The 21,291-nt window shown below is 51.5% G+C and carries 18 protein-coding genes; 7 read left to right on the top strand and 11 right to left on the bottom strand.

Annotation, left to right across the window (positions count from 1 at the left end):
• Positions 1-68: 68 nt before the first annotated feature.
• The 7 genes from BFW38_RS16200 to BFW38_RS16170 all read left to right on the top strand — a co-directional run bounded on the left by BFW38_RS16200 (position 69) and on the right by BFW38_RS16170 (position 9,531).
• A complete protein-coding gene (locus tag BFW38_RS16200; RefSeq protein ID WP_068999825.1) occupies positions 69-866 on the top strand; it encodes an ABC transporter permease in 798 nt (265 codons plus the stop codon).
• Positions 856-2,148: an ABC transporter ATP-binding protein gene (locus tag BFW38_RS16195; RefSeq protein WP_068999824.1), complete on the top strand. Its 1,293-nt coding sequence runs from the start codon at positions 856-858 to the stop codon at positions 2,146-2,148. The genes BFW38_RS16200 and BFW38_RS16195 overlap by 11 nt, the downstream gene beginning before the upstream one ends.
• A 13-nt stretch (positions 2,149-2,161) precedes the next feature.
• Positions 2,162-3,865, top strand: coding sequence for a GNAT family protein (locus BFW38_RS16190; RefSeq protein WP_068999823.1), 1,704 nt, complete (start codon positions 2,162-2,164; stop codon positions 3,863-3,865).
• Positions 3,865-4,743, top strand: coding sequence for a PIG-L deacetylase family protein (locus BFW38_RS16185; RefSeq protein WP_068999822.1), 879 nt, complete (start codon positions 3,865-3,867; stop codon positions 4,741-4,743). Before BFW38_RS16190 ends, BFW38_RS16185 begins: the two co-directional genes overlap by 1 nt.
• 293 nt (positions 4,744-5,036) lie before the next feature.
• Positions 5,037-5,990, top strand: a complete 954-nt coding sequence (locus BFW38_RS16180; protein WP_175401003.1) for a glycosyltransferase — start codon at positions 5,037-5,039, stop codon at positions 5,988-5,990.
• Positions 5,990-8,632, top strand: a complete 2,643-nt coding sequence (locus tag BFW38_RS16175; RefSeq protein ID WP_068999820.1) for a glycosyltransferase — start codon at positions 5,990-5,992, stop codon at positions 8,630-8,632. The genes BFW38_RS16180 and BFW38_RS16175 overlap by 1 nt, the downstream gene beginning before the upstream one ends.
• Positions 8,629-9,531, top strand: coding sequence for a glycosyltransferase family 2 protein (locus BFW38_RS16170; protein WP_068999819.1), 903 nt, complete (start codon positions 8,629-8,631; stop codon positions 9,529-9,531). The genes BFW38_RS16175 and BFW38_RS16170 overlap by 4 nt, the downstream gene beginning before the upstream one ends.
• Positions 9,532-9,570: 39 nt before the next feature.
• Here BFW38_RS16170 and BFW38_RS16165 read toward each other — a convergent pair whose 3' ends face one another.
• From BFW38_RS16165 to BFW38_RS16115, 11 genes are all read right to left on the bottom strand, one after another.
• Positions 9,571-10,950 (bottom strand): DUF2142 domain-containing protein, encoded by a 1,380-nt coding sequence (locus BFW38_RS16165; protein ID WP_068999818.1) that lies wholly within the window; start codon positions 10,948-10,950, stop codon positions 9,571-9,573.
• Positions 10,947-11,291 carry an EamA family transporter gene (locus BFW38_RS16160; protein ID WP_068999817.1) on the bottom strand — a complete coding sequence of 115 codons (345 nt, stop codon included), beginning with the start codon at positions 11,289-11,291 and terminating at the stop codon, positions 10,947-10,949. The genes BFW38_RS16165 and BFW38_RS16160 overlap by 4 nt, the downstream gene beginning before the upstream one ends.
• 1 nt (position 11,292) lies before the next feature.
• The gene (locus tag BFW38_RS16155) at positions 11,293-12,276 is read right to left on the bottom strand and encodes a glycosyltransferase (RefSeq protein ID WP_068999816.1); all 984 of its coding nucleotides are present in this window, start codon (positions 12,274-12,276) and stop codon (positions 11,293-11,295) included.
• Between the two features lie 83 nt (positions 12,277-12,359).
• Positions 12,360-12,908 carry a dTDP-4-dehydrorhamnose 3,5-epimerase gene (gene rfbC, locus BFW38_RS16150; protein WP_068999815.1) on the bottom strand — a complete coding sequence of 183 codons (549 nt, stop codon included), beginning with the start codon at positions 12,906-12,908 and terminating at the stop codon, positions 12,360-12,362.
• Positions 12,905-13,786 (bottom strand): glucose-1-phosphate thymidylyltransferase RfbA, encoded by an 882-nt coding sequence (gene rfbA, locus BFW38_RS16145; protein ID WP_068999814.1) that lies wholly within the window; start codon positions 13,784-13,786, stop codon positions 12,905-12,907. The genes rfbC and rfbA overlap by 4 nt, the downstream gene beginning before the upstream one ends.
• A gap of 34 nt (positions 13,787-13,820) precedes the next feature.
• Complete coding sequence (rfbD, locus tag BFW38_RS16140) at positions 13,821-14,732, bottom strand: dTDP-4-dehydrorhamnose reductase (RefSeq protein WP_068999813.1); 912 nt, start codon at positions 14,730-14,732, stop codon at positions 13,821-13,823.
• Positions 14,729-15,844, bottom strand: a complete 1,116-nt coding sequence (gene rfbB, locus BFW38_RS16135) for a dTDP-glucose 4,6-dehydratase (protein ID WP_068999812.1) — start codon at positions 15,842-15,844, stop codon at positions 14,729-14,731. Before rfbB ends, rfbD begins: the two co-directional genes overlap by 4 nt.
• A gap of 62 nt (positions 15,845-15,906) precedes the next feature.
• Entirely contained in the window at positions 15,907-16,824 is a 918-nt protein-coding gene (locus BFW38_RS16130) for a glycosyltransferase family 2 protein (protein WP_068999811.1), read from the bottom strand.
• 81 nt (positions 16,825-16,905) lie between these two features.
• The gene (locus BFW38_RS16125; RefSeq protein WP_139116651.1) at positions 16,906-18,276 is read right to left on the bottom strand and encodes an undecaprenyl-phosphate glucose phosphotransferase; all 1,371 of its coding nucleotides are present in this window, start codon (positions 18,274-18,276) and stop codon (positions 16,906-16,908) included.
• 32 nt (positions 18,277-18,308) lie between these two features.
• A complete protein-coding gene (locus BFW38_RS16120; protein ID WP_068999810.1) occupies positions 18,309-19,802 on the bottom strand; it encodes a TolC family protein in 1,494 nt (497 codons plus the stop codon).
• Between the two features lie 3 nt (positions 19,803-19,805).
• Positions 19,806-21,209: an HlyD family type I secretion periplasmic adaptor subunit gene (locus BFW38_RS16115; protein WP_175401002.1), complete on the bottom strand. Its 1,404-nt coding sequence runs from the start codon at positions 21,207-21,209 to the stop codon at positions 19,806-19,808.
• Positions 21,210-21,291 lie beyond the last annotated feature (82 nt).

Raw genomic sequence — 21,291 nt, 5'->3', positions numbered from 1 at the left:
ACCCGTTTTACATCGGGTTCATTCGATTGACGATAGAGACGGCTCGTGAGCAACGGGGCAAGAGGTTAATGATGCGAAGTTATGTGTGGCCCTTTGCACAAGCAGGGTTACTGGGCCAGATGACACGCCGGGAAATCCAGCAAAAATTCAAGGGCTCGTGGTTAGGCTTGGGCTGGCTGTTGGTCACCCCTCTCGCCATGCTGGCGGTGTATACCTTCGTGTTCCAATCAGTGTTTAAAGCCCGCTGGCCTGGTGCTGAGGGCGATAGCATGACCTTTGCGCTGAACCTGTTTGCCGGTTTGATTGTGTTCAATTGGTTCGGGGATGTGTTTACCCGCGCGCCACAGCTGATTCTTGAGCAAACGAATCTGGTCAAACGGGTCATTTTCCCTTTGCCAATATTGGCTTGGATGGTGGTGTTATCCAGTTTGTTTCAGGCGTTGTTATCGATGGGGGTACTGGTCACCGGTCAGCTGATATTCGATCAGCAACTGCCCTCTGAGCTTTGGGCGCTGCCGTTGGTATTGCTCATGTTTATGCCTTGGTTGCTGGGGCTCAGTTGGCTGTTATCGGCCATCGGGGTTTATTTACAAGATACACGCCATTTGGTGGCGATGATCCTGCCGCCGATCCTCTTTTTATCACCGATTTTTTACCCTGTCTCGGCCCTACCGGCGATGGCTCAAGGATTGATTATTTTTAATCCATTAACGGTGATGATTGAATCCCTGAGAGCGGCTTTGTTGAACGGGCCTTGGCCTACGCCGGAGGCATTATTGATTTATACCGCCAGTGGCTTATTGGTCGCACTCATCGGTGCGGGGGTGTTTGCCCGTTTACGTGGAGGTTTTGCCGATGTCCTCTAACGCCCAGGAGACCGCCTCATCCGCAACTCAACCGGCTATCACCCTATCAGGGGTAGGTAAATCTTATCGCCTTTATGAGCGCCCGAAAGACCGGTTATTAGAGTTATTGCCTGGGTTTGGTCATCGGGGTCGCACACATACGGCGCTGGCACCGTTAGACCTGAAGATTGGTCATGGTGAGGTGATTGGCCTGATTGGGCGCAATGGGGCGGGCAAATCCACGTTACTGCAGTTGATTTGTGGCACCTTGACCCCGTCATCAGGGCAGCTCAAGGTGGATGGAAGGATTGCGGCACTGCTGGAGCTAGGCTCGGGTTTTAACCCTGAGTTCACGGGTCGTGAGAATGTGTTTCTCAATGGGGCGATTTTAGGCTTAAGCAAAACCCAAGTCGCCGCTCGTTTTGATGAGATTCACGCCTTTTCCGAAATTGGTGAGGCGATTGATCAACCGGTCAAAACCTATTCAAGCGGTATGTTTGTCCGCTTAGCCTTTGCGGTCGCGGTGTGCGTTGAGCCGGATATTTTGGTGATTGATGAAGCCCTCTCGGTCGGAGATGGCGCCTTTGCCCGAAAATCGTTCGACCGGATTATGGCATTGAAGGCGCAGGGCAAAACCATTTTGTTTTGTTCCCACAGCCTATATCAAGTAGAAGCGATTTGTAATCGGGCGCTTTGGCTCAACCAAGGCCAAGTGATGGCAGAAGGGGCACCCGCCCAGGTGATCGAGCAATACGAACGCTTTTTATATGCCGAGGAGCATGGCCACTCGCATGCGCAAGCACCCACATCAACCCCGACACTCACAGGTGCTCAGCAACCGCCCCGCTTCACTCGGGTTGCCATTACTTTGGATGAACAGCCCGCGACGCTGAGTCAAGTGCCAGAAGGCCAGACTGGGCACAGCGAGCTCTGCATTCAAGCGTACTGGCAAGGGCCTGCTGATTGGCCCGCCCCGTCTTTCGCCATGACGCTGATGGGCAGTGATGGCCGCATGATTGCCAGCGCCGGCACCCATATTGATCGCATATCGCCTCAGCATGATGCCGCAAGCGGTGAAGGTCAGATTGAAATCCGGTTACCCGCGCTGAGCTTATTAAAAGGAGAGTATTGGGTTGAGGTGTATCTGATGTGTGAAAATGGGATTATGTTTTATGATCAACAAATTCCCGCGGCTCATTTCACCATGTCTTCGCCTGAGCGGATGCTAGAACAAGGCCTCGTTCATTTGCCTAGACGCTGGTCGGCCTTAGATCCAGCGCTCCCCGATATGACCGTAGAATAAACACTGAGCCCCAATGCATGATGATCGCCCCCCAGTGCGTAACCCGCTCATAAGGTGCCAACGGCTTTGGTTTGAGCACCGCTCTTGCGCTTCCAAAGCCCTTCGTTTTGTACGCAGTGTGCTCGGTGAGCGCAAGGCTTTGACAACGGGTCAGGCGTTATTAGCCGATGTGAACTGGCATATTGAGCCGGGTACACATTGGTTTTGTTATAGCCGCCAGCCCCAGATGCTATCGGCTTTACGTGCCTTACTGATGGGGCAGCCGGGGGTGATACAGGGGCAAGTCGACTACGCCTATTCAGAGGTTATTCACCTTGATACGCTGATCCCGCACGTTCAGTCCGCTCAGGCAGAGCGCCCACAGCACCGACAACTCTTGATTATCGATGAAGCCTCGCTGATCCCCCTCACGCGCGAAGCCCCGCAGCTTGTCGCTGAGGTCTGCCAATCATTGACGCAGGCAGGCAGCAGTCTCGTTGTGATGGGCCAGCATCCGGAGCAAGTCTCATCGGCCATTCAGTCACTGGTCTGGTGGGAATCGGGCCGTATGATGACGCAAGGCGCTCGGGCCGCGTTTTCAGAGATGATGCACCACAGCGACTTTCCGCCAGTAGCCGCCAGCGCTTGGCATAAGCGGGCTTTCATTCAACAGTATTTTCAGTCTTTTGAGGCGACGGATCCTCATGCATCGATGGAGACCCCATCAGCAGAGGCGGAAGGTTTATCTTGGCAGGTGAAAGAAGGCGTTGCGCTGCCGTTAGCTCAGGTATTGGCGTTATTTGAAGCCAGTTTCGGCCATCGACTATCACCCGAGACCTGGTGCTGGAAATACCGAGAAACCGATAATCCGGGCACGCTGGTTTACGATTATGGCGACCCAACTGACCCGACATGCTCAGATCAACCGCCACAGCTGGTGGCCTTTAATGGCGGTATGCCGCGCCAAATAGAGGTTGATCAACAATCGGTGACAGCCGTGCAGATGGGGGATGTGATGGTGCACCCTCAGTATCGCGGCATTTTGACCCGAAGAGGGCCTTTTTATCTGGCCGTGTCACATTACTTTTCAACCCGTATCGGGGTTGATAAGCCTTATCCTTACACCTTCGGTTTTCCTAATAAACGTCACGCAGTCCTGGGTAAAAAGCGCGGACTTTACTGTGACATTGATGTGATTTTGGATGTGCGTTGGCCTACGGCTCAGCGCTATACACGCTGGATTGAGCGCGCTCTAATGCGGCGCGCAACGCTTCATGACGCACCCATCATGGCACGGCTGTGGCAAGCCATGCGCCCACACTTAGCCAAGGTGGCGGTCGGTCAACGGGATCCGGGGTGGATCATCAGCCGCTATCTGGAAAAACCTGATGGCCATTATCAGCTGTGGCTGGTCTTTTCACCTTGGCACTCTCAAGCGGTCGGGATGATCATCTTGCAGCCCAGCGATCCGCACACCATGGAGCTGCTGGATATTATCGGTCCCCCAGCTCACGCCCCTCGTTTAATTCGGGCCGCTCAGCACTTATCCGCCCAACAAGGCTTTCAATGTGTGTATAGCTGGATGACGCCGACAACGTTAACTTGGTTTGAAGCCACCTCACCTCAAGTCAATGCCACCGATATTGTGATTCCGGGCAGTGCCGTCGGCGGCAGCCAACAAGCCAGTCAATTGCGAAACCGATGGTGGCTCATGGGTGGCGATACGGATTTTCATTAATGATCGAATCTTTTTTTACCCCTTACGAAAGCCTCCCTTTTCACGCACAAAAGGTCGTGGTGCTGGCCCCTCACCCCGATGATGAAGTCTTGGGTTGTGGCGGCACATTGGCACAACTGAGTCAGCAAGATGATATCCAGATCACGGTGGTCATTTTGAGTCAGGGGGAGCAGCAGGGCCCGCATCCAGAAGCGCGCCTGGAGGAGTCTCGCCGAGCCCAAGCGATTTTAGGGTATTCACAACTCTGTGCTGAAGCACTCCCTGATGGGGCCATGGCCACCAATACGCCCTTATTGGAAGAGACGATCACGCAGTATTTGGCTGAATACCAACCGGACTTGGTGTTCTGCCCATCAATATGGGAAATGCATCGGGATCATCGCGCCGTGGCTGAAGCCACCTTAAAGGTGTTATCAGCCCTATCGCAGGCCTCAACCGCTGAAGCGCACCTGACGCAAGTGGCGATGTATGAAGTGGGCCGGCCTTTAAGCTGTAATCGGCTGGTGGATATCACCGCGACGCTTGAGCTTAAGCAGTCAGCCATTGCTCAGTTTCAAAGTCAGCTGGCCGTACAGGCTTATGACCGCCAAGTATTGGGGCTGAATCAGTTCCGCAGTTATACCTTACCGCTCAATGTGATGGCCGCAGAGGCGTTTCATACGGTGGCCTTGCCCGATATTGAAGCCTTCCTCAGTCAATATCACCCCGACCAGGTCAGTGAAGCACTCTACCAAGCCAACCGGCGTTGTCATCAATTAGCGCAACAGTCTCAAGCCACCACCGCGCAACTGGAAGCGCTCTTACATTCGCGAAGCTGGCGGTGGACATCGCCCTTACGCACATTCCTCTACAAATGTCGAAAAGTACGAAAAAAATAATCAACAGGGACAAACCGACATCATTAAAACGACACGACAACGTCATGCAGCACTGTACATCGGGAAACGAGTTGAGATAATAAGCCGCAAGACCCCATAACGGATCCAGCACATGCAGGCTTATGGGGTCAAGAAGATTAAAGGCATGCCTGGCAACAGCCAATATCGGCGTGCTGATCGATACACGATTATCACCCGTGCCAATTGGCGTGACTTGTGGAGCCTCCGTTTTGTATCCCCTTCATTCAGCCGCAGGAATGACTGAAGACCAGTCAACATGGACCGTGAGTATTATGATTCGCAGCATGGGGCGAGCGACGCTTCAGCGAACGCTTGATTCGGTTGCTCGTCAAACATGGTCCCATATCGAAGTGATCATTGTGAATGCTCTCGGACAGGGCCACCCTGACGTGGGTGATCACTGTGGACGGTATCCAATACGGTTTATTAACAACGATCATCCTTTAAGTCGTGGTCAAGCGGCCAATCAAGCCCTGGCTCACGCCCAAGGGGATGGTCTGATGTTTTTAGACGATGATGATGTCATTCTACCTCAACATGTCACTAAGCTGGCAAAAGCCCTTCATCAGTCACCCACAACCACCGTGCTGGCCTATACCGGTGTCTTAGCGGTCGATGAAGACGGCCGAGTGATCACCTCATTTGAGTACAACGTCCCTAAAGGGCGACTCTTTATCAGTAACTACCTGCCCATTCATGCTGTACTGTTCAAGCAGCAATTGGTCAAGCAACATCAATGCTCAATTGATGAATCGCTCGATATTTACGAAGACTGGGATTTTTGGCTGCAGCTCTCTGAAATTGGGGAGTTCGTATATGTGCCGGGCCTCTCGGCTCAGTATCTGATCAGCGATGATGAAGCGCACCCGGTGCATACCCCGGAACATATTCAAAAAGCCGCCGACCAGATTTATCAGAAATGGAAACCGCGTTGGCACACGCAAGGGCTCTCGGCGCTGCGTGAGTATCTCCATGAATTAGAGAGCCTGAAATTAACGGTGAATGATACCGAGTTGCAACGGCATTTAAATAAGATTGCAGAATTAGAAGGCGCACTCAGTGCCTGTCACGAGAAGTTAGTAGCTCAGGAAATCAGCTTAGCGGATGAGCAGCACCGTTTGGCATCATTGATGAACTCGTGGTCGTGGAAAATCACGGCCCCGTTACGCTACATCATGATGACCCTACGCAAACTCAGCACATTATTTTCGGATCATCATCGATAATGCGTCAATTTGTCCGCCGCTGGTCACATCGTCTACGAGAAGCGCAACACTTTAATCCTGGCCTTTTGAATTTATTGGAAAGGGTGTTGAGAGGCCGGTCATGGCTCGCCCGAATCCTCAATATGGGGCTGTGGGCGACTTATCATCTGCTCCTGCGTTGCCAGCGGATGTACCATCGCTTGAAACAACGCCCTCATATCCAGCAGGTCGAGCGTTCAACCACACAACCTTGGCATGACGCACTAACCGTCAATGGCGTCAACCAAGGGGTATTGATTATTGCCGAATTAGCCATGCCCCAGTGTCGACGCTACCGAGTTGAGCAAAAGGTCGAGGGCTTTAAGGCATTAGGTATCCGCTGTGATGTGGTGTCATGGACCGATCTTGAGCCCGCTTTTGAACGATTACAAACGGCTAAAACCGTCATCTTTTATCGTGTACCGGCGACCCCCGAACTACTGGCGTTAGCGGAGGAAGCCAAGCGGCTGAAGATGATCCGCTTTTTTGATATTGATGATTTGGTCTTTGATTTAGACGTCTACCGACAGAACAGCAATCTGATCGACTTACCCAAGAAAGAGCAGGCTGAACTGCTCAAAGGCGGGCAGCTGTACTGTGATATGTTGATGGCCTGCGATCATGCCATCGCCAGTACACCGACGTTAAAGCACCATATGGAACGCTTTTGCCCAGGCGAAGTGCTGGTGGTTGAGAATGCGCTGGACAATCGCTTGTTGCAATTGGCCGAGAAGCCTAGCGGCATGCCTGCCAGCCAACGGATTGTCATTGGCTATGGTAGCGGCACCCGGACCCATAATGCTGATTTTTTACTGGTCTCGGCAGCTTTAGTACGGCTGATGCAGCAATATCCACAAGTCGAGTTAGCGGTTTATGGCCATCTGACATTGGCCGATGAGTTTGAGGCTGTCGCTGAGCGTATTCATAAAGTGCCCTTTATCGAGGCACAGGATTATTATCAAGCTATGCGTCGGTTTGATATTAATCTGGCCCCTTTGGAGCCGGGCCCTTTCAATGATGCCAAAAGTAATATTAAGTTTATTGAAGCGTCCGTTTTTCGCATTCCCACTGTGGCCTCACCCGCGGCAGCGTTTAAGCAAGTCATTTGCTCCGGAGAGAATGGGTTTCTTGCCGAGACTGAAGCGGAATGGTTTGACGCATTGGAAGCCCTTGTGCTGTCAACGACACTCCGCCAACGCATCGGCGAGGCGGCGCATCGCACGGCGGTCGAACAGTACGCGATTCCTATCGTGGCCGATCAGCAGCTGAAACCCGTGCTCTCACTGGCCCATCATCCCGAGATGCCCCTCGTCTCAACGCAGCGCCATGTGGTGTTAGTGAATGTGTTGTTTGCTCCCATGAGCTTGGGCGGTGCGACAGTGGTCGCTGAACAGCTGGCCGAACAGCTGAACCAACGGGGCGATACACGCGTCACGGTCATTACCGGATGTTTTGATACGTCATTGGCTTTAGGCGAAGTTCGCCAATATCGCTGGCATGATCTGACGGTTTTCGCGGTTCGCATTGCTGGGGGCAGCATGGAGCAGGATTATGATAGCCCCCTTGTGACCCAGGCGTTTGATCGTATTCTGACCGCCTTGCAGCCAGACATCGTGCATTTTCACTCGATCCAGATGATGGGCGTGGGGATGCTCGAGTGCTGTTTAGCGCAGCAGTTGCCTTATCTCATTACGCTACACGATGCCTGGTGGCTGTGTGAGAAGCAGTTTATGGTGAATGCTGACGGCTATTGCGGACAGGCCGCAATTGATCCTTTGGTCTGCGCTCAGTGCGTCGACCATACCGAAGCGATGCTCAAGCGCCGCTTCCGGCTTCAGCCTTTATTGAATCAGGCCGCACGATTGCTGGCCCCCAGTGAGTTCCAACGTGATCTTTATGTCCAGTCGGGGACTTCTTCTGAACGTACCCTGGTGAACAAGAACGGGATCAGCCACCCTTTATCCTCTCCTGAAAATCTATCGTCGACTGAAGATCGCGCCCTTCAGCGGGCTGGGCAACCTCTCGTATTCGCCTTTATGGGCGGACGTGCCGAACATAAGGGCTACTTCTGGCTCAAACAGATCATCGAGCAATTAGATAGCGATCAATATGAGCTGCGACTGATTGATGTGACCGCTCGGGTGACGCATTCTGAGATGCAGCAGGAGCATTGGAACGCCAAAGGGCAGGTGAACATTGTGCCGCCTTTCGACCCGGATCAGTTGGATGACTTTTTTGCCGAGATTGATGTGCTGCTGTTCCCGTCTCAATGGAAGGAAAGCTTCGGCTTAACCGTGCGCGAGGCGATGATTCGAGATATCTGGGTCATTACCACCGACTGTGGTGGCCCTGCCGAAGATCTGATTGATGGCGAGAATGGACACTTGGTCGCGATGGATGATGCGGCCGGATTTAAAGCCGCAATAGAAGCGTGTTTGTCTAACCCAGAGCACACCCGCCGCTATCAGAACCCCCACAAAGACCGAATACGCCGCTTTGCTGACCAAGCGGATGAACTCTCTGGTATCATAGATGAGGTACTGACAGCGCAAAGACAGCAGATTCCAATGATGTCGGCTGTCACCGCTGAAGCATCGACTGAACATACCGCTTATTCGTCATGAATACCGCAACCTGGGCCATTATTGTCACTTATCAACCAGATCCCGCCTTGCTGGCGCGTTTACTGGCATCTTTAGCACCTCAAGTGACCGGTGGTGTGGTGATCAATAATGGCCAGAGCTTACCGCTCACCAACGCACAACTGCTCGAATACGGCTTTCACTGCCAACATTTGGGGCACAATGCGGGCATCGCTGCCGCATTAAATCAGGGTATTCAGTGGTGCCAGGCTCAAGGTGCCACCCATATCATCAGTTTTGACCAGGACAGCGAACCCGCTGCCGATATGGTCGAGTGCTTACAGCGGGCTTATCAGCAACTCAGTACCCAGGGTCATGCGATTGCCGCCGTCGGGCCTTGCTATGAAGACCGCAAAACCGGCGAGGTCGCCCCTTTACTCGCGGCCGATACCCACCCCGATCAGTATCGCAAAATGATGCCGGCCCCAGAGACAGGGGTCGTTGAGGTCGATATGCTGATCACCTCAGGGGCTTTAATGGCGGTTGAAGTGCTGGACCAGATCGGCCCGATGCGGGAAGAACTGTTTATTGATCATGTCGATATGGAGTGGTGTTTCAGGGCCCGTCATCAAGGTTATGCCGTCTATGCCGTCGGCGATGCTCGGCTCTACCACAGTATTGGCGATCGCGTGATGAAGCTACTGTCGAGAAAGATTTTAGTGCATAGCCCGATCCGTCATTATTATATGCTTCGTAATGGCATTGCACTGCAAAGGCTGCCTCATATGACCTCGCGCTGGTGCCGCAATATGACGCTGACGCTGATTAAACAATTTGTGTTTTATTCGATCTTCTTGCCACAAAGGCGCCAGCGCATCCGGCTCATGCTTAAAGGCCTTTATGATGGCTGGCGACACCATATGGGGCCATTATCTCAGTGAGTCCAGTGCGAGTCCGTCACTCATAAGACCCCTCACGGATCAAGGCGCCATATAGTAGCGGAGGATTAATCCGTGAATCGATGCATACATCCCAATGCTTAAGAGTCCCACCAGGCCCCCTCCGGTCACCCCCAACCGCCAAGGGCTCAACTCAGCCGTACCAGCAGACACGGCATACGCCATGACAAGCGCAGGCATCAAAAAATAACGTCCTTGAACTCCTTGAATAAACTCACTGGGAAAAGGCGTCCAGGTCAACAAGAGCGCCAGGAACGTCAGTAGAACCGCACTGAGACTCATCACACCGAGCGATAATCGACCATAACGGTTCATCGCATCGCGAGCGCGATACTGAATAGCAGCCATTGATATGATCAGAAAAGCCATGGCCAGAATGCCATAAGTGAGAGGGCTCAGCCGCACATCAAGCCACCCCAAGATCCCGATAAAAGACGCGCCATAAAAGCTCAGTAGCGTGCTTGAGGTCAGCGTATTGGCCAGAATATCCCATAACGCTTGAGGGTGATGCCAATAGGCTTGCAGTGTCCCCACAGCCCCTAACGTCCCGGAGATTCGGTGGTCGACGGTCATCATGATGGCAGACCCAAGCCAGACCAGTACGGCGCTCGCCACACCGAGGCCCCATAACGCATCACTCAACTGGCGATCACGCCAAGCCAATAGCAACGGCATCAGAAATAAAGGGGCCATATGAATACGTGTTGCCACCAGGACAAAGAGGCTCACCAACAACAGAGCCCTCAACCGAATTGCTAAAGGCTCATGTCTGGGTAAAGACCATAACCGCATAAACGTCGAGAGGATGACCAGTGTGAGTGCCGTTGACAGTCCATCCAGGCTTGCCGCGCTCCATTGAAAAAGATTCATGGGTAAAAACAGCACCGCCCAGGCTAAAGGCGGTAATGGATAGAGCCGAATCGCGCAGGCCAATAACGCCAAGCAGCTGGCAAGCGCCAATAATCGCGCCAGCTGGTAACTCTGATGAATCGTCAGATCAAATACTTGTCCGAGATAAAGCCCAATCCCCTGGGGCAGATAGAGCAAAGGGAAATAGTAGCCTGTGCCGGGTGCAGCGCTAAACGCCGTCTCATGCTGCCATGTTATCGACTTCACAGAGGCTAGCGCTTGGCGGGTCACCACATGTTGTGGGGATTGCTTCAGCCACATATAGGCCGACATATAATGGTTGAGGCCTTTATCGAGCTGCTCCCCCGATGATTCGCCCGGTGGCGTTGAGAGCCAGAGGTACCCCGCCATCAGCCAATAAGCCCGCTTAATATGATCAGGCTCATCGGGCGACTGAAAGTCTGGGGTCACCGCAACAAACACCACACACATTAAAGCGGTACATAACCAGCCCGCCATCCCCCAACATTGAGCATGACGCCACAGCATCATGCTTGAGCCCTGACGGCTAACATAATCCCCGCCATAATCAAGGCGACGCCCATAAAGTATTGGGTTTGAAACCGCTCCCCTAAAATAAAATAACTGCCAATCGGCACCAGCACGAAAGCGAGCGCCATCAGGGGGTAAGCTTTGCCTAAATCAATTTTCTGCAAGACCCAAACCCAAGCGATGGTGGTGATGCCATACAGGGCTAACGCACTTAATAAGGTGACGAGTGTGGAAGGATCAAATAATGAACCGGTGCGATGCCAGCTGGCCGCACTTAATTTAAATAAAATCTGCCCGGCCGCAATCCCGATCACACATAAAATGGCAATAAAGTAAGTCATGTTACTGGCCTTTTCTCAACATGCCGAACAGTCGTCGATGAAGCGGTCTTTGCGGCACAGAGGCCACATCATGGCCAATAAACGCCATAATAAATTGAACACCGACAATAATCGGCAATGCAGCCAGCATCACCGTGCCCGTAGGCGTCGCCTGCCCTGTAGAGACGCTATGATACCAATGAGCACTGCCAAAACAGGCACCAAATAGCAGCAGCCCCAGCCCAACGGGGAGCTCAATCGAGGCCAGCGAAACATCTCTTAAGTAATAATTATAAAAAATCCGTTTGCCCAAATTACGGAGATGCTTAATTAGAAATTCGCCAAAAATCTTACGAATATTCAAATGGCTGACTTCATCGCCGTAATGCGCGGTCATCGGCACATCATGTACCACAGCACGTAAGGTATTCAGGCGAAAGAGCATATCGGTTTCAAAAAAGTACCGTTGACTGATCTTCGCAAAAGGCAGCCGCCTCAAGACATCGACATGAATCGCCGTATAACCGTTGGTAGGATCAAATAAATGCCAATACCCCGAAGACAGTTTATTCAATAATGACAAACCGGCATTACCCAATAGACGAATTCGCGGCATCGCTTGAACATCTTCCAGATCATAAAAACGATTACCTTTGGTGTAATCCGCTTCGCCCATCAAAATCGGTTCAACAAAATCAGGAATTAAAGCCGGGTCCATTTGGCCATCACCATCCACCTTGACCACAATCATCATGTGATCGCGCATCGCAGCTTGATAGCCCGTCATCACCGCCCCCCCCACGCCTTGATTATGATCGTGAACGATCACTTCAACGCGAGGGTCAGCTTGATGATCCAGCACGAACTGACCACTCTGGTCCGGGCAAGCATCATCTACCACATAAATTCGATCGATAAAATCGGGAATTTGCTTGAGAAGCGTCAAGATGTGATCGCACACCTTATAGCAAGGAATGACAACGGCGATGGGCTGAGGTATATCCATATCAAACCTACAGATTAACGGGCCATTTAGCATGACGGTGATCGACGAGGGAGACGTCTAAACATCTTCAGATCAGAGATCCATTAAGACATCTTGGTCCCTAGCAGGCCTTTGAGGTCTGGATATACTTGATCTTTCTCAGACAAGCGCGGCTGCTGAATAGGCCAAGGAATGGCAACATCAGGACAGTTCCAAGCCAATCCGCCTTCATCTTCCGGGTGATAATAGTCGGTGCATTTGTAGACAAAATCGACCACATCAGACAGTACACAGAATCCATGTGCATAACCGGGTGGAATCCAGAGTTGACGATGATTATCGTCACTCAGTTCAACACCGACATATTGTCCACAGGTGGGAGAATTCGGATTGATATCAACGGCGACATCATAAACCGCACCACGCGTCACACTGACCAGCTTACCTTGAGGCCGCTGTTGTTGAAAATGTAGCCCCCGTAACACCCCTTGGGTTGAGCGGGAGTGATTATCCTGGACAAAGGGCAGGTCAATCCCGGCCTCTTGCCGATAACGCTCAGCACTGAAGGTCTCTTTAAAAAAGCCACGACTATCGCCAAAGACCTGAGGCTCAATGATTTTGACGCCGGCAAGCACCGTCTCCAAGACCTTCATTCCGTCAATCCCTTTGCCAATTTCAATAAGTACTGGCCATAGCCTGTTTTCGCCATTTCAAGACCCCGTTGTTCGAGGGTTTCTCGATCTAACCAGCCTTGTTGCCAAGCAATTTCTTCCAAACAGGCGACTTTCATGCCTTGGCGATGCTCAATCGTTTGCACATATTGAGAAGCTTCCAGCAAGCTGTCGTGGGTGCCGGTATCCAACCAGGCAAAACCACGCCCCAACCGCTCGACACTCAAGTCACCACGGGCCAAATAAGCATTATTAATGCTGGTGATTTCCAGCTCGCCTCGCGCTGAAGGTTCGACCGCTTTGGCGATGTCAATCACATCATTGTCATAGAAATAAAGGCCAGTGACGGCATAAGATGATTTAGGCGATTCAGGCTTTTCTTCGATGGAGATGGCCTTACCTTCAGCATCAAACTCCACGACACCAAAGCGTTCAGGATCAGTCACTTGATAACCAAAAACGGTCGCACCTGTACGACGTGCAGCGGCACGTTTCAATTGATCCGAAAAATGTTGGCCATGAAAAATATTATCTCCCAACACCAGACAAACATTATCGTCGCCAATAAAGTCTTCACCCAAAATAAATGCTTGGGCTAAACCGTCGGGAGAAGGCTGTTCGGCATACTGCAACGCTAAACCAAAATGATGGCCATCACCTAATAGCTTTTGATAGTGAGGCAGATCATCCGGAGTAGAAATGATCAGCACCTCACGAATGCCCGCCAACATCAACACCGACAAGGGGTAATACACCATCGGTTTGTCATAAATAGGCAGCAGTTGCTTGGAGACACCACAGGTGACAGGGTGCAATCGAGTGCCCGATCCCCCTGCGAGAATAATACCTTTACGAACCATAAGAGACTCTCAATCAGTGCCGCATAGCGACTGTTTAAGCCGTCATGTCAACATATTCTTCTATTGTATGCTGGAGACCTTCTTGCCAACTGGGGAGCCGAACCCCCAATGCTTGCTCCAGTTTCGTCAGTGACAACCGTGAATTCAGTGGCCGGGATGCAGGCGTCGGATATTCTCGCGTCGGAATACCCTTGAGCTTGGTGGGATCCAACGTTAAGGGCATCCCCAGCTGACCGGCGGCATCAAAAATCTGTTGTGCGAACCCGAACCAGCTGGTTGAGCCGGAACTGGTCAGATGATACACACCAGAAGCTAATGGTGCATGTTGTTCAGAGACCGCCTGATACAGTGACAAAGCCGTGATCTGAGCAATCAGGCGGGCGGGGGTCGGCGCGCCAATCTGGTCATTGACAATCGACAGCTCGGGCCTTGTTTGAGCCAATCTCAGCATGGTTTTCATAAAGTTCTGACCCCGTGCTGAGTAAACCCAACTGGTGCGAAATACCAGATGGTGATGATCACCCGCCAGCACGGCGTTATCACCGGCCAACTTGGTGTGCCCATAAACGGATAAGGGACCGGGCTCATCACCCTCTTGCCAAGGGCGCTCCCCTTGACCGTTGTAAACGTAATCCGATGAATAGTGCACCAATGAGCCAGGCCGCCCCGATAGATAACGACTCAATTGTGCGGGTAAGGCCGCATTCAGTCGATGTGCTAAATCAGGTTCCTGTTCGGCACGATCTACCGCCGTATAAGCCGCCGCATTCATAATCCAATCCGGCTGATAAGCCGTGAGATACTGGTCCACGGCTTGAGCATCGGATAAGTCCAACACGGCCCTAGAGGGCGCCAAAACCTCGCCGAAAGGGGCCATTGCCCGTTGCAACTCAAACCCCACCTGACCTTGACCACCAGTGACTAAAATTTTGCGTGCAGGATTCATGAGGGCAGCGCTCCTGAATCCTGTACGGCTGAATGAAGTCCCTGCAAGCCCAGACGCTCCCCTCGGTAACTCCCATCCAGCACATTTTGACACCACTGGGTATGCGTTAAAAACCAGTCGACGGTTTTGGCCATCCCCGTCTCAAAGGTCTCAGACGGTGTCCAACCCAGTTCTCGCTGGATTTTACGGGCATCAATGGCGTAACGCAGATCATGACCCGGCCGGTCGGGTACAAAGGTGATCAGATCGCGGTAGTGCCCCGATGCAGGGGGCACCCGTGCCTGCAATAAGTCACAGAGCGTATACACAACATCGAGATTAGTTTTCTCATTATGGCCGCCGATGTTGTAGGTGTCCCCCGTATGCCCGTCTAATGAGACTTTAATCAGCGCACGCGCGTGATCTTCTACATACAACCAATCCCGGATCTGCTGGCCATCGCCATACACCGGAAGGGGCTTGCCTGAAAGGGCGTTCAAAATCATTAAAGGAATTAACTTTTCCGGAAAATGATAAGGGCCATAGTTATTCGAGCAGTTCGTCAGCACGACCGGCAAACCGAAGGTGCGGTACCAAGCGCGGACGAGATGATCTGAACTGGCTTTACTGGCAGAGTAAGGCGAGCTGGGCGCATAAGGCGTGGATTCAGTAAAAAGATCATCCGTATGGGCCAAATCCCCATAGACCTCATCGGTACTGACATGGTGAAAACGGAACTGCTGAGCTTTTTGTAAAGCTTCCGGTGAGGCACTCTGATTCAGAGACTGCCAATAATGTCGCGCCGCTTCGAGCAGCGTATAAGTGCCGACAATATTGGTTTGAATAAAGTCTGCGGGCCCATCAATGGATCGATCCACGTGACTTTCCGCCGCCAAATGCATGATCTTATCAGGTTGATGTTGCGCCAGGATGTGCGCCATCGCCTCGGCATCAGCGATATCGGCTTGCACAAAGTGATAACGATCGCTTGCGGAGACCTCAGCCAAAGACTCGAGATTACCGGCATAAGTCAGTTTATCGACATTCACCACTTGATGGTCAGTCTCATTGATCAGGGTTCTGACCACAGCGCCACCTATAAAGCCGGCACCGCCGGTAATCATCAACTTCACGCCACAACTCCTCGTCCAACCATCAAGCTCAATAAAAAAATAAGTCACGCTCGCCCAAAAGACTACCACCAACCACGATGCATACTGAGGTGTCGATTCACCCAGACAGGCCAGTATCGATGTAAGCGACCTAAACGATAGCCCAGCAATTTAAAGGCATTACGCACAAGGCTCACCGGCCATAGCCACCATTGATGTTGCTGGATGATCATTCTCCATTCGCTACGCACAAAACGCCAGCCTTCACCTTCAGGTGAACCGAATTCATTCAGCAACCATGGCTGATGGGCATGCATCGCACCAATATCAAAGTAACGTCGACATTCTTGCCAAACACTATAGTCATGGGCATGCCAGACTTGGGCTTCAGCGACATAAGCCAGCAAACGACCCGCTTTCAACAGTCGAGCCCCCACGACCATATCTTCCCCCAAAATCAAACGCTCCGGAAACCCCCCAACATGAAGAAGATCCTGCAACCGATAGGCACAACAAGAATTGGATAAAAAAGCGGCTTTGAGTCCATAGCATTCGATATCGGATTGATCTCTTAGATAGGACGTCTTTGGATAATTAAAAAGTCTCAAGTGACGCCCAAAGAAAGCCGTCTCGGGGCGCGGCAACTGACGTGCATAAGCCGCCCCAACAGCAGGATTATCAAAGACCTGACACAAGCGTATCAAGTCATCAGACGCAACCGGCAGGGCATCCTGAGTCATCAACACGACCAACTCATGTTTCACCCATTGCAGCGCCCAGTTTCGTGTACCGCCATGGTCAAATGCTTGCGGCTCAATAGTGTAAAGCTCAATGGCCTCACTTTGCTGCCATTGGGCCACACTGCCATCAGTTGAGCCAGAATCAACCACAATACACTGAGCCCCATATTGGGTACTGAGCTGTTCAAGAAAAGGGAGTAGTGAGTCCATCCATTGTTTCGGATTCAGCACAGGCAGGATCAACGAAAAAGCGACTGACATATGCTGAGCTCCGGCGGACAAGACAACCACGAGATGAATGGCTTAATTTGATGAAGCACTTAACTTTATCAATAACTTGGATTAAGGCTGACGATTAAAAAAGCCGTTGATCACGGTCAGGGCAATAATTTTCAAGTCTAATACAAGGGACCAGTTGTTAATGTAATAAAAGTCATATTCGACGCGCTTACGCATCACATCATCGGTTTCTGTCAGCCCCCTAAAGCCGTGGACTTGTGCCCACCCAGTAATCCCCGGCTTCACCCTGTATCGCTGCATATAAGCCTTAATGACCTTGCTGTAATAAACGTTCTGTTCCATCACATGAGGACGCGGGCCGACAATCGACATCCGGCCCTGAAGCACATTGTAAAACTGAGGCAGTTCATCAAGGCTGGTACGCCTTAAGAATCGCCCCACAGGGGTAATGCGCTGATCACCATGGCAGGCTTGCTGGAAAGCGGCCGATGGTTGATAGTGCATGGTCCGAAACTTATAAATTTTAAAGGGTTTACCATCCAGCCCCTGGCGATATTGTTTAAATAATACAGGGCCTTTAGAGGTCAACTTAACCACCAAGGCAATCAACAACATCACCGGAAGTGACACAATAAAAAGCAATAAGCCGAGGACACGGTCTTCAAAAAACTTAAGGAGTCGTGCGCCGCCTTCCATCGGCGTGCGCGACAAATCCAGCACCAGCAGGGCGCCGATTTGTCGCACCTGGTGATTAAACAAACGAAAGTCAGACAAATCAGGTAAATAACGCACATTCAATGCGCTATACCGAGATACGGCATCGTGTAAATATCTGACTTTATCGCCTGCAGCCAATGGCAGACCAATCCAGATTTCATCAACAGGGTTAGCGTCCAAACGCGCCAGCAGCTGTTGGCAGACCCCCTCAAACTGCTCATCGGTTTGAGCGATGTGGGCCTGATCAAGCACAAAGTCATCAACAAAATAGAATTCCAGGTTGGGCAGGCCTTCAATCTTCTGACGAATCCGTAAAGCCGATGCTTCAGACGCGACCAACATGACACTTTTTCGATTAAAGCCACGTCGCCGTAAAGCGCGCAACACCGAATAAGCGCCCCAGCGAAACAGAGCACTCACCCCGAACCCACCGACGGTCCAACATAATAGCCAGCCACGAGAAAGGCTTGGGATGGTATTCAATAAGGTAGTGAGGTAAGTAAACAGTACACTGCCGAGCCCCCAGGCCAGTAGCAAGTAGACCATCAACTCGCCTAGGCGGGCCCCTCGCCAAGAGCCATACAGACGGACCCAATATCCCGCCAAATACAGTGACATCAGGTACAAAGGGGTATGACTGTAATAAGCAGGCTGCCACTCAGGCTCGATCAGCCAAAAGGTTGCCAAAGCCCCCACCATTACCGCCGCGGTGAGGTCGAAGAGTTGTGGCAACCAATTCAATAGACTGCGTGACAAAGCGACACCTGCCAAGGTAAAAAATGGCCAGACTAAATCGAGATATCCGGATTTTCAGCTGAAACAGCGTGTTTTAACTTGGCCGCAGCATCCTGAAATAATTGATCGTAATAGCCCACATGGTTCGCCGTCAGATCGCCCGTTTGATAATGCAGATCCAAATCTGCGGTCAGATAATTATTTAAAGCCTCCGCAAACTTCAGTTGCGTATCGACCAATTGGGTACGCGCATCCAGCACTTCGACTTGGCTTCTGAGATTAAGCTTTAAGCCTCGTTCAGCGGCAATTAAATAGCGCTCACTCGACTGGCGAGATTGTCGTAGAGCTTCCAATCGCTCACCTAAACTGCCTAAACGTGAAAATGACAGCCGGATTTTCTGTCGTGCATCGGCCAATGCTTTATCACTTTTCGCCATTTGGGCTTGCATCTGGGCTTCGGCACGACGCGTTTGAGCCTGTGTACGCCCGCCCTGATAAATCGGCAGCGCTAACTGTAATGCTGCCGTTTTATCCGTACGTTCGTTCAAGTCATCTTCTGAATGGCGATCGCTATAACTCAAGCTCAGCGATAGCGTTGGGTAATGACCGGCCCATTGAACACTCGCTTGCTCTTTCGCTTCGCGCACCATTTGCTGGGCTTGACGGTACTCAAAACCCTGCTTGGCCATATTCAGCCATTCATCCAGGTTGCTATCCACCCGTTGAGGCTCAATAAGATAACCTGCCTTGACCCAACGCTCGGGCACCTGGACGTCTTGGCCGGTAATTTTACGCAGCTCAGTTTTGGCGTCGGATAAATCACTTTTCGCTTGTAACAAATCGGCCCGAGCCAAATCTCGACGGGCCTGCACTTCCAAGAGGTTAAGCTGATCGCCCACACCCAACTGGTTTTGGCGCTGCGCCTGAGCCAGTTTCAGCTGTAAAGACTCCAGCTTATTATTATTCAAATACACCTGTTGGGATTGGAATAATACCTTGAGGTAGGCCTGTGAAGCACGGTAGGTCAGCTCTTGCTCGGCGCCTTTTAAGCGAGCCTCGGCGGCCGCCACATAGGCATCAGCCCGATCCAGATCTTTAAATTTCGCCCAATCAAATAATGTCTGTTGTATCGACGCTTGATAATAGGTTTCATTTAATTTGCCACTTGATCGTGGCTTGTCTGGATCATAATACTGACTGTCTTGGTCGGTATAAATGTTATCCGAATCTTGGCGGGAGAAACGACCCTGCACATTCACCTGAGGCAGCAAGGCACTCAATGCGATATTGGTTTCTTCTTGTTCCCCCTTATAACGCATTTGCTCGGCCCTTAAATCAGGGTCATGCGATCGCGCCTGTCCGAGTATTGCCTTGAAAGTATCCCCATCGACCCCAGCAGTACGGGGGTCAGAAGTGCTGGCATCGGCTTCGTCATCAACTTGATTGGCGGATACAGATGATGCGCTTTCTTCAGCCCAAGCCGGCCATGAGATCGCCACCAGGCCAGACAGCATCAGGGCTTGCAACGTCGGTGTCAGTTTCAACATGGATTAATACCCCTTCATGCTGCGTGCAAAACTGTCTTCCAGTGGCTTCAACAAGTAACTGAATAAGGTCCGATCCTCACCTCGAATCATGACTTCAGCCGGCATCCCAGGGACAAGATGCATATCTTCAGTCATATCTTTAGCGCCCTTGTCGGTCACTCGAACACGCGCTAAGTAATAACGGCTACCATCTTTCTCATTGACGAGACGGTCTGCAGAAATGGTTTCAACGACCCCCTCAATCACTTTGGTGAGTCGGGTATTGAACGCAGAGAAACGAATATCCGCCTTCTGGCCATCATAGATATCGTTAATGTCTTGGGTCTGCACCTTAGCTTCGACAACAAACTGATTGCTTCGTGGCACCAGATCCAAGAGCTTTTGCCCTGACGAAATCACACCGCCCACTGTGTGAATCTGCATATCCACGATGGTGCCATCTTCTGGCGCCCGAATCGTGGCACGACGGACTCGATCTTCAGCCACACGGACTTCTTCTTGCAAACCAAAGTACTTGGTCTGCTGTTCTTTGATCTGTTCACCGACTTCTTTGAGATAGTCCTGCTTTTGCGAGGCGAGTTTGATCCGGGCTTCGCTCACACTGAGATTTAAGCGCGCAATATCAGACTGTGCTTTGGAGAGCTCATTCTGACGAGAAAGGGTCTGTCGTTTCAGCTCTCGAGCACGCTGCCCATCGCCAAGACCTTCTTCGAACAGGGTCGCGTAGGCTTTTTGTTCATCCTGAAGGGAAGCAATTTGCTCTTCTAAAATATGGCTTTGGGATTCTAGACCCTTCACCTGCTGCCGAGTCTGATCAATCTGGTTTTCCAAGGCCTCACGTTGCTGGGTATAAGCTTCAACGCGGGCTTGATAGAGCTGTTTTTGCTGCCCCATCACTTCCGCAATATCTTGGTCTTCTTCAGCCGCTTGCTTGAGCTGGTCACTGAACACTAAATCATGCTCAAAGTCCTGCTCTGAACGTAAGCGCTCTAGCTCTGTTTTCACCGCTAACAGCTGATCACGCTTGGCTGCTAATTCCGCTTTCCATTGCGTGGTTTCGAGCTGCACTAACGGCTGACCCGCTTTAACATTCTCGCCATTACGGACGTAAATGTTCTCGACAATGCCGCCTTCATAGTGCTGGATCGATTTACGATAGCTATCCACCACCACTTCACCTTGGGTCACAATCGCGCTGGACAGCGGTGCAAACCCCGCCCAAAGGCTAAAACAGCCAAAGGTCAGAAAAAGAAAAATCAGTCCGCGAATGATGTAACGTCGATCATCGGTGGGCACATCATCATATTGCGCCTGCTGTTCAGCCGTTGAAGTCTCTTCGTTGACCCAGCGCGCACTTTCTTCACTGGGGAGCTTCTCATCAGCCGTGACGATATCTTGCTTACTCATGGCAACATCTCTACCGGTTTGTAATCGCTTATTCGCCATTACAGAAAATTAAGAACGCCCATGATGACTTATGGGCATGGCC

The organism is Terasakiispira papahanaumokuakeensis (assembly GCF_001709345.1).
Classification (GTDB): Bacteria; Pseudomonadota; Gammaproteobacteria; order Pseudomonadales; family Halomonadaceae; genus Terasakiispira; species Terasakiispira papahanaumokuakeensis.
Note: the sequence above shows the minus strand (reverse complement) of the source record. Positions and strands in the feature narration are given on the sequence as shown.

Coding starts and splice junctions, on each gene's coding strand:
- rfbC (WP_068999815.1), bottom strand. CDS start 12,908: ATGAAGGTCTTGGAGACGGTGCTTGCCGGCGTCAAAATCATTGAGCCT.
- BFW38_RS16180 (WP_175401003.1), top strand. CDS start 5,037: ATGATTCGCAGCATGGGGCGAGCGACGCTTCAGCGAACGCTTGATTCG.
- BFW38_RS16190 (WP_068999823.1), top strand. CDS start 2,162: ATGCATGATGATCGCCCCCCAGTGCGTAACCCGCTCATAAGGTGCCAA.
- BFW38_RS16130 (WP_068999811.1), bottom strand. CDS start 16,824: ATGTCAGTCGCTTTTTCGTTGATCCTGCCTGTGCTGAATCCGAAACAA.
- BFW38_RS16200 (WP_068999825.1), top strand. CDS start 69: ATGATGCGAAGTTATGTGTGGCCCTTTGCACAAGCAGGGTTACTGGGC.
- BFW38_RS16155 (WP_068999816.1), bottom strand. CDS start 12,276: ATGGATATACCTCAGCCCATCGCCGTTGTCATTCCTTGCTATAAGGTG.
- BFW38_RS16170 (WP_068999819.1), top strand. CDS start 8,629: ATGAATACCGCAACCTGGGCCATTATTGTCACTTATCAACCAGATCCC.
- BFW38_RS16165 (WP_068999818.1), bottom strand. CDS start 10,950: ATGATGCTGTGGCGTCATGCTCAATGTTGGGGGATGGCGGGCTGGTTA.
- BFW38_RS16115 (WP_175401002.1), bottom strand. CDS start 21,209: ATGAGTAAGCAAGATATCGTCACGGCTGATGAGAAGCTCCCCAGTGAA.
- rfbA (WP_068999814.1), bottom strand. CDS start 13,786: ATGGTTCGTAAAGGTATTATTCTCGCAGGGGGATCGGGCACTCGATTG.
- BFW38_RS16175 (WP_068999820.1), top strand. CDS start 5,990: ATGCGTCAATTTGTCCGCCGCTGGTCACATCGTCTACGAGAAGCGCAA.
- rfbD (WP_068999813.1), bottom strand. CDS start 14,732: ATGAATCCTGCACGCAAAATTTTAGTCACTGGTGGTCAAGGTCAGGTG.
- BFW38_RS16160 (WP_068999817.1), bottom strand. CDS start 11,291: ATGACTTACTTTATTGCCATTTTATGTGTGATCGGGATTGCGGCCGGG.
- BFW38_RS16185 (WP_068999822.1), top strand. CDS start 3,865: ATGATCGAATCTTTTTTTACCCCTTACGAAAGCCTCCCTTTTCACGCA.
- BFW38_RS16195 (WP_068999824.1), top strand. CDS start 856: ATGTCCTCTAACGCCCAGGAGACCGCCTCATCCGCAACTCAACCGGCT.
- BFW38_RS16120 (WP_068999810.1), bottom strand. CDS start 19,802: ATGTTGAAACTGACACCGACGTTGCAAGCCCTGATGCTGTCTGGCCTG.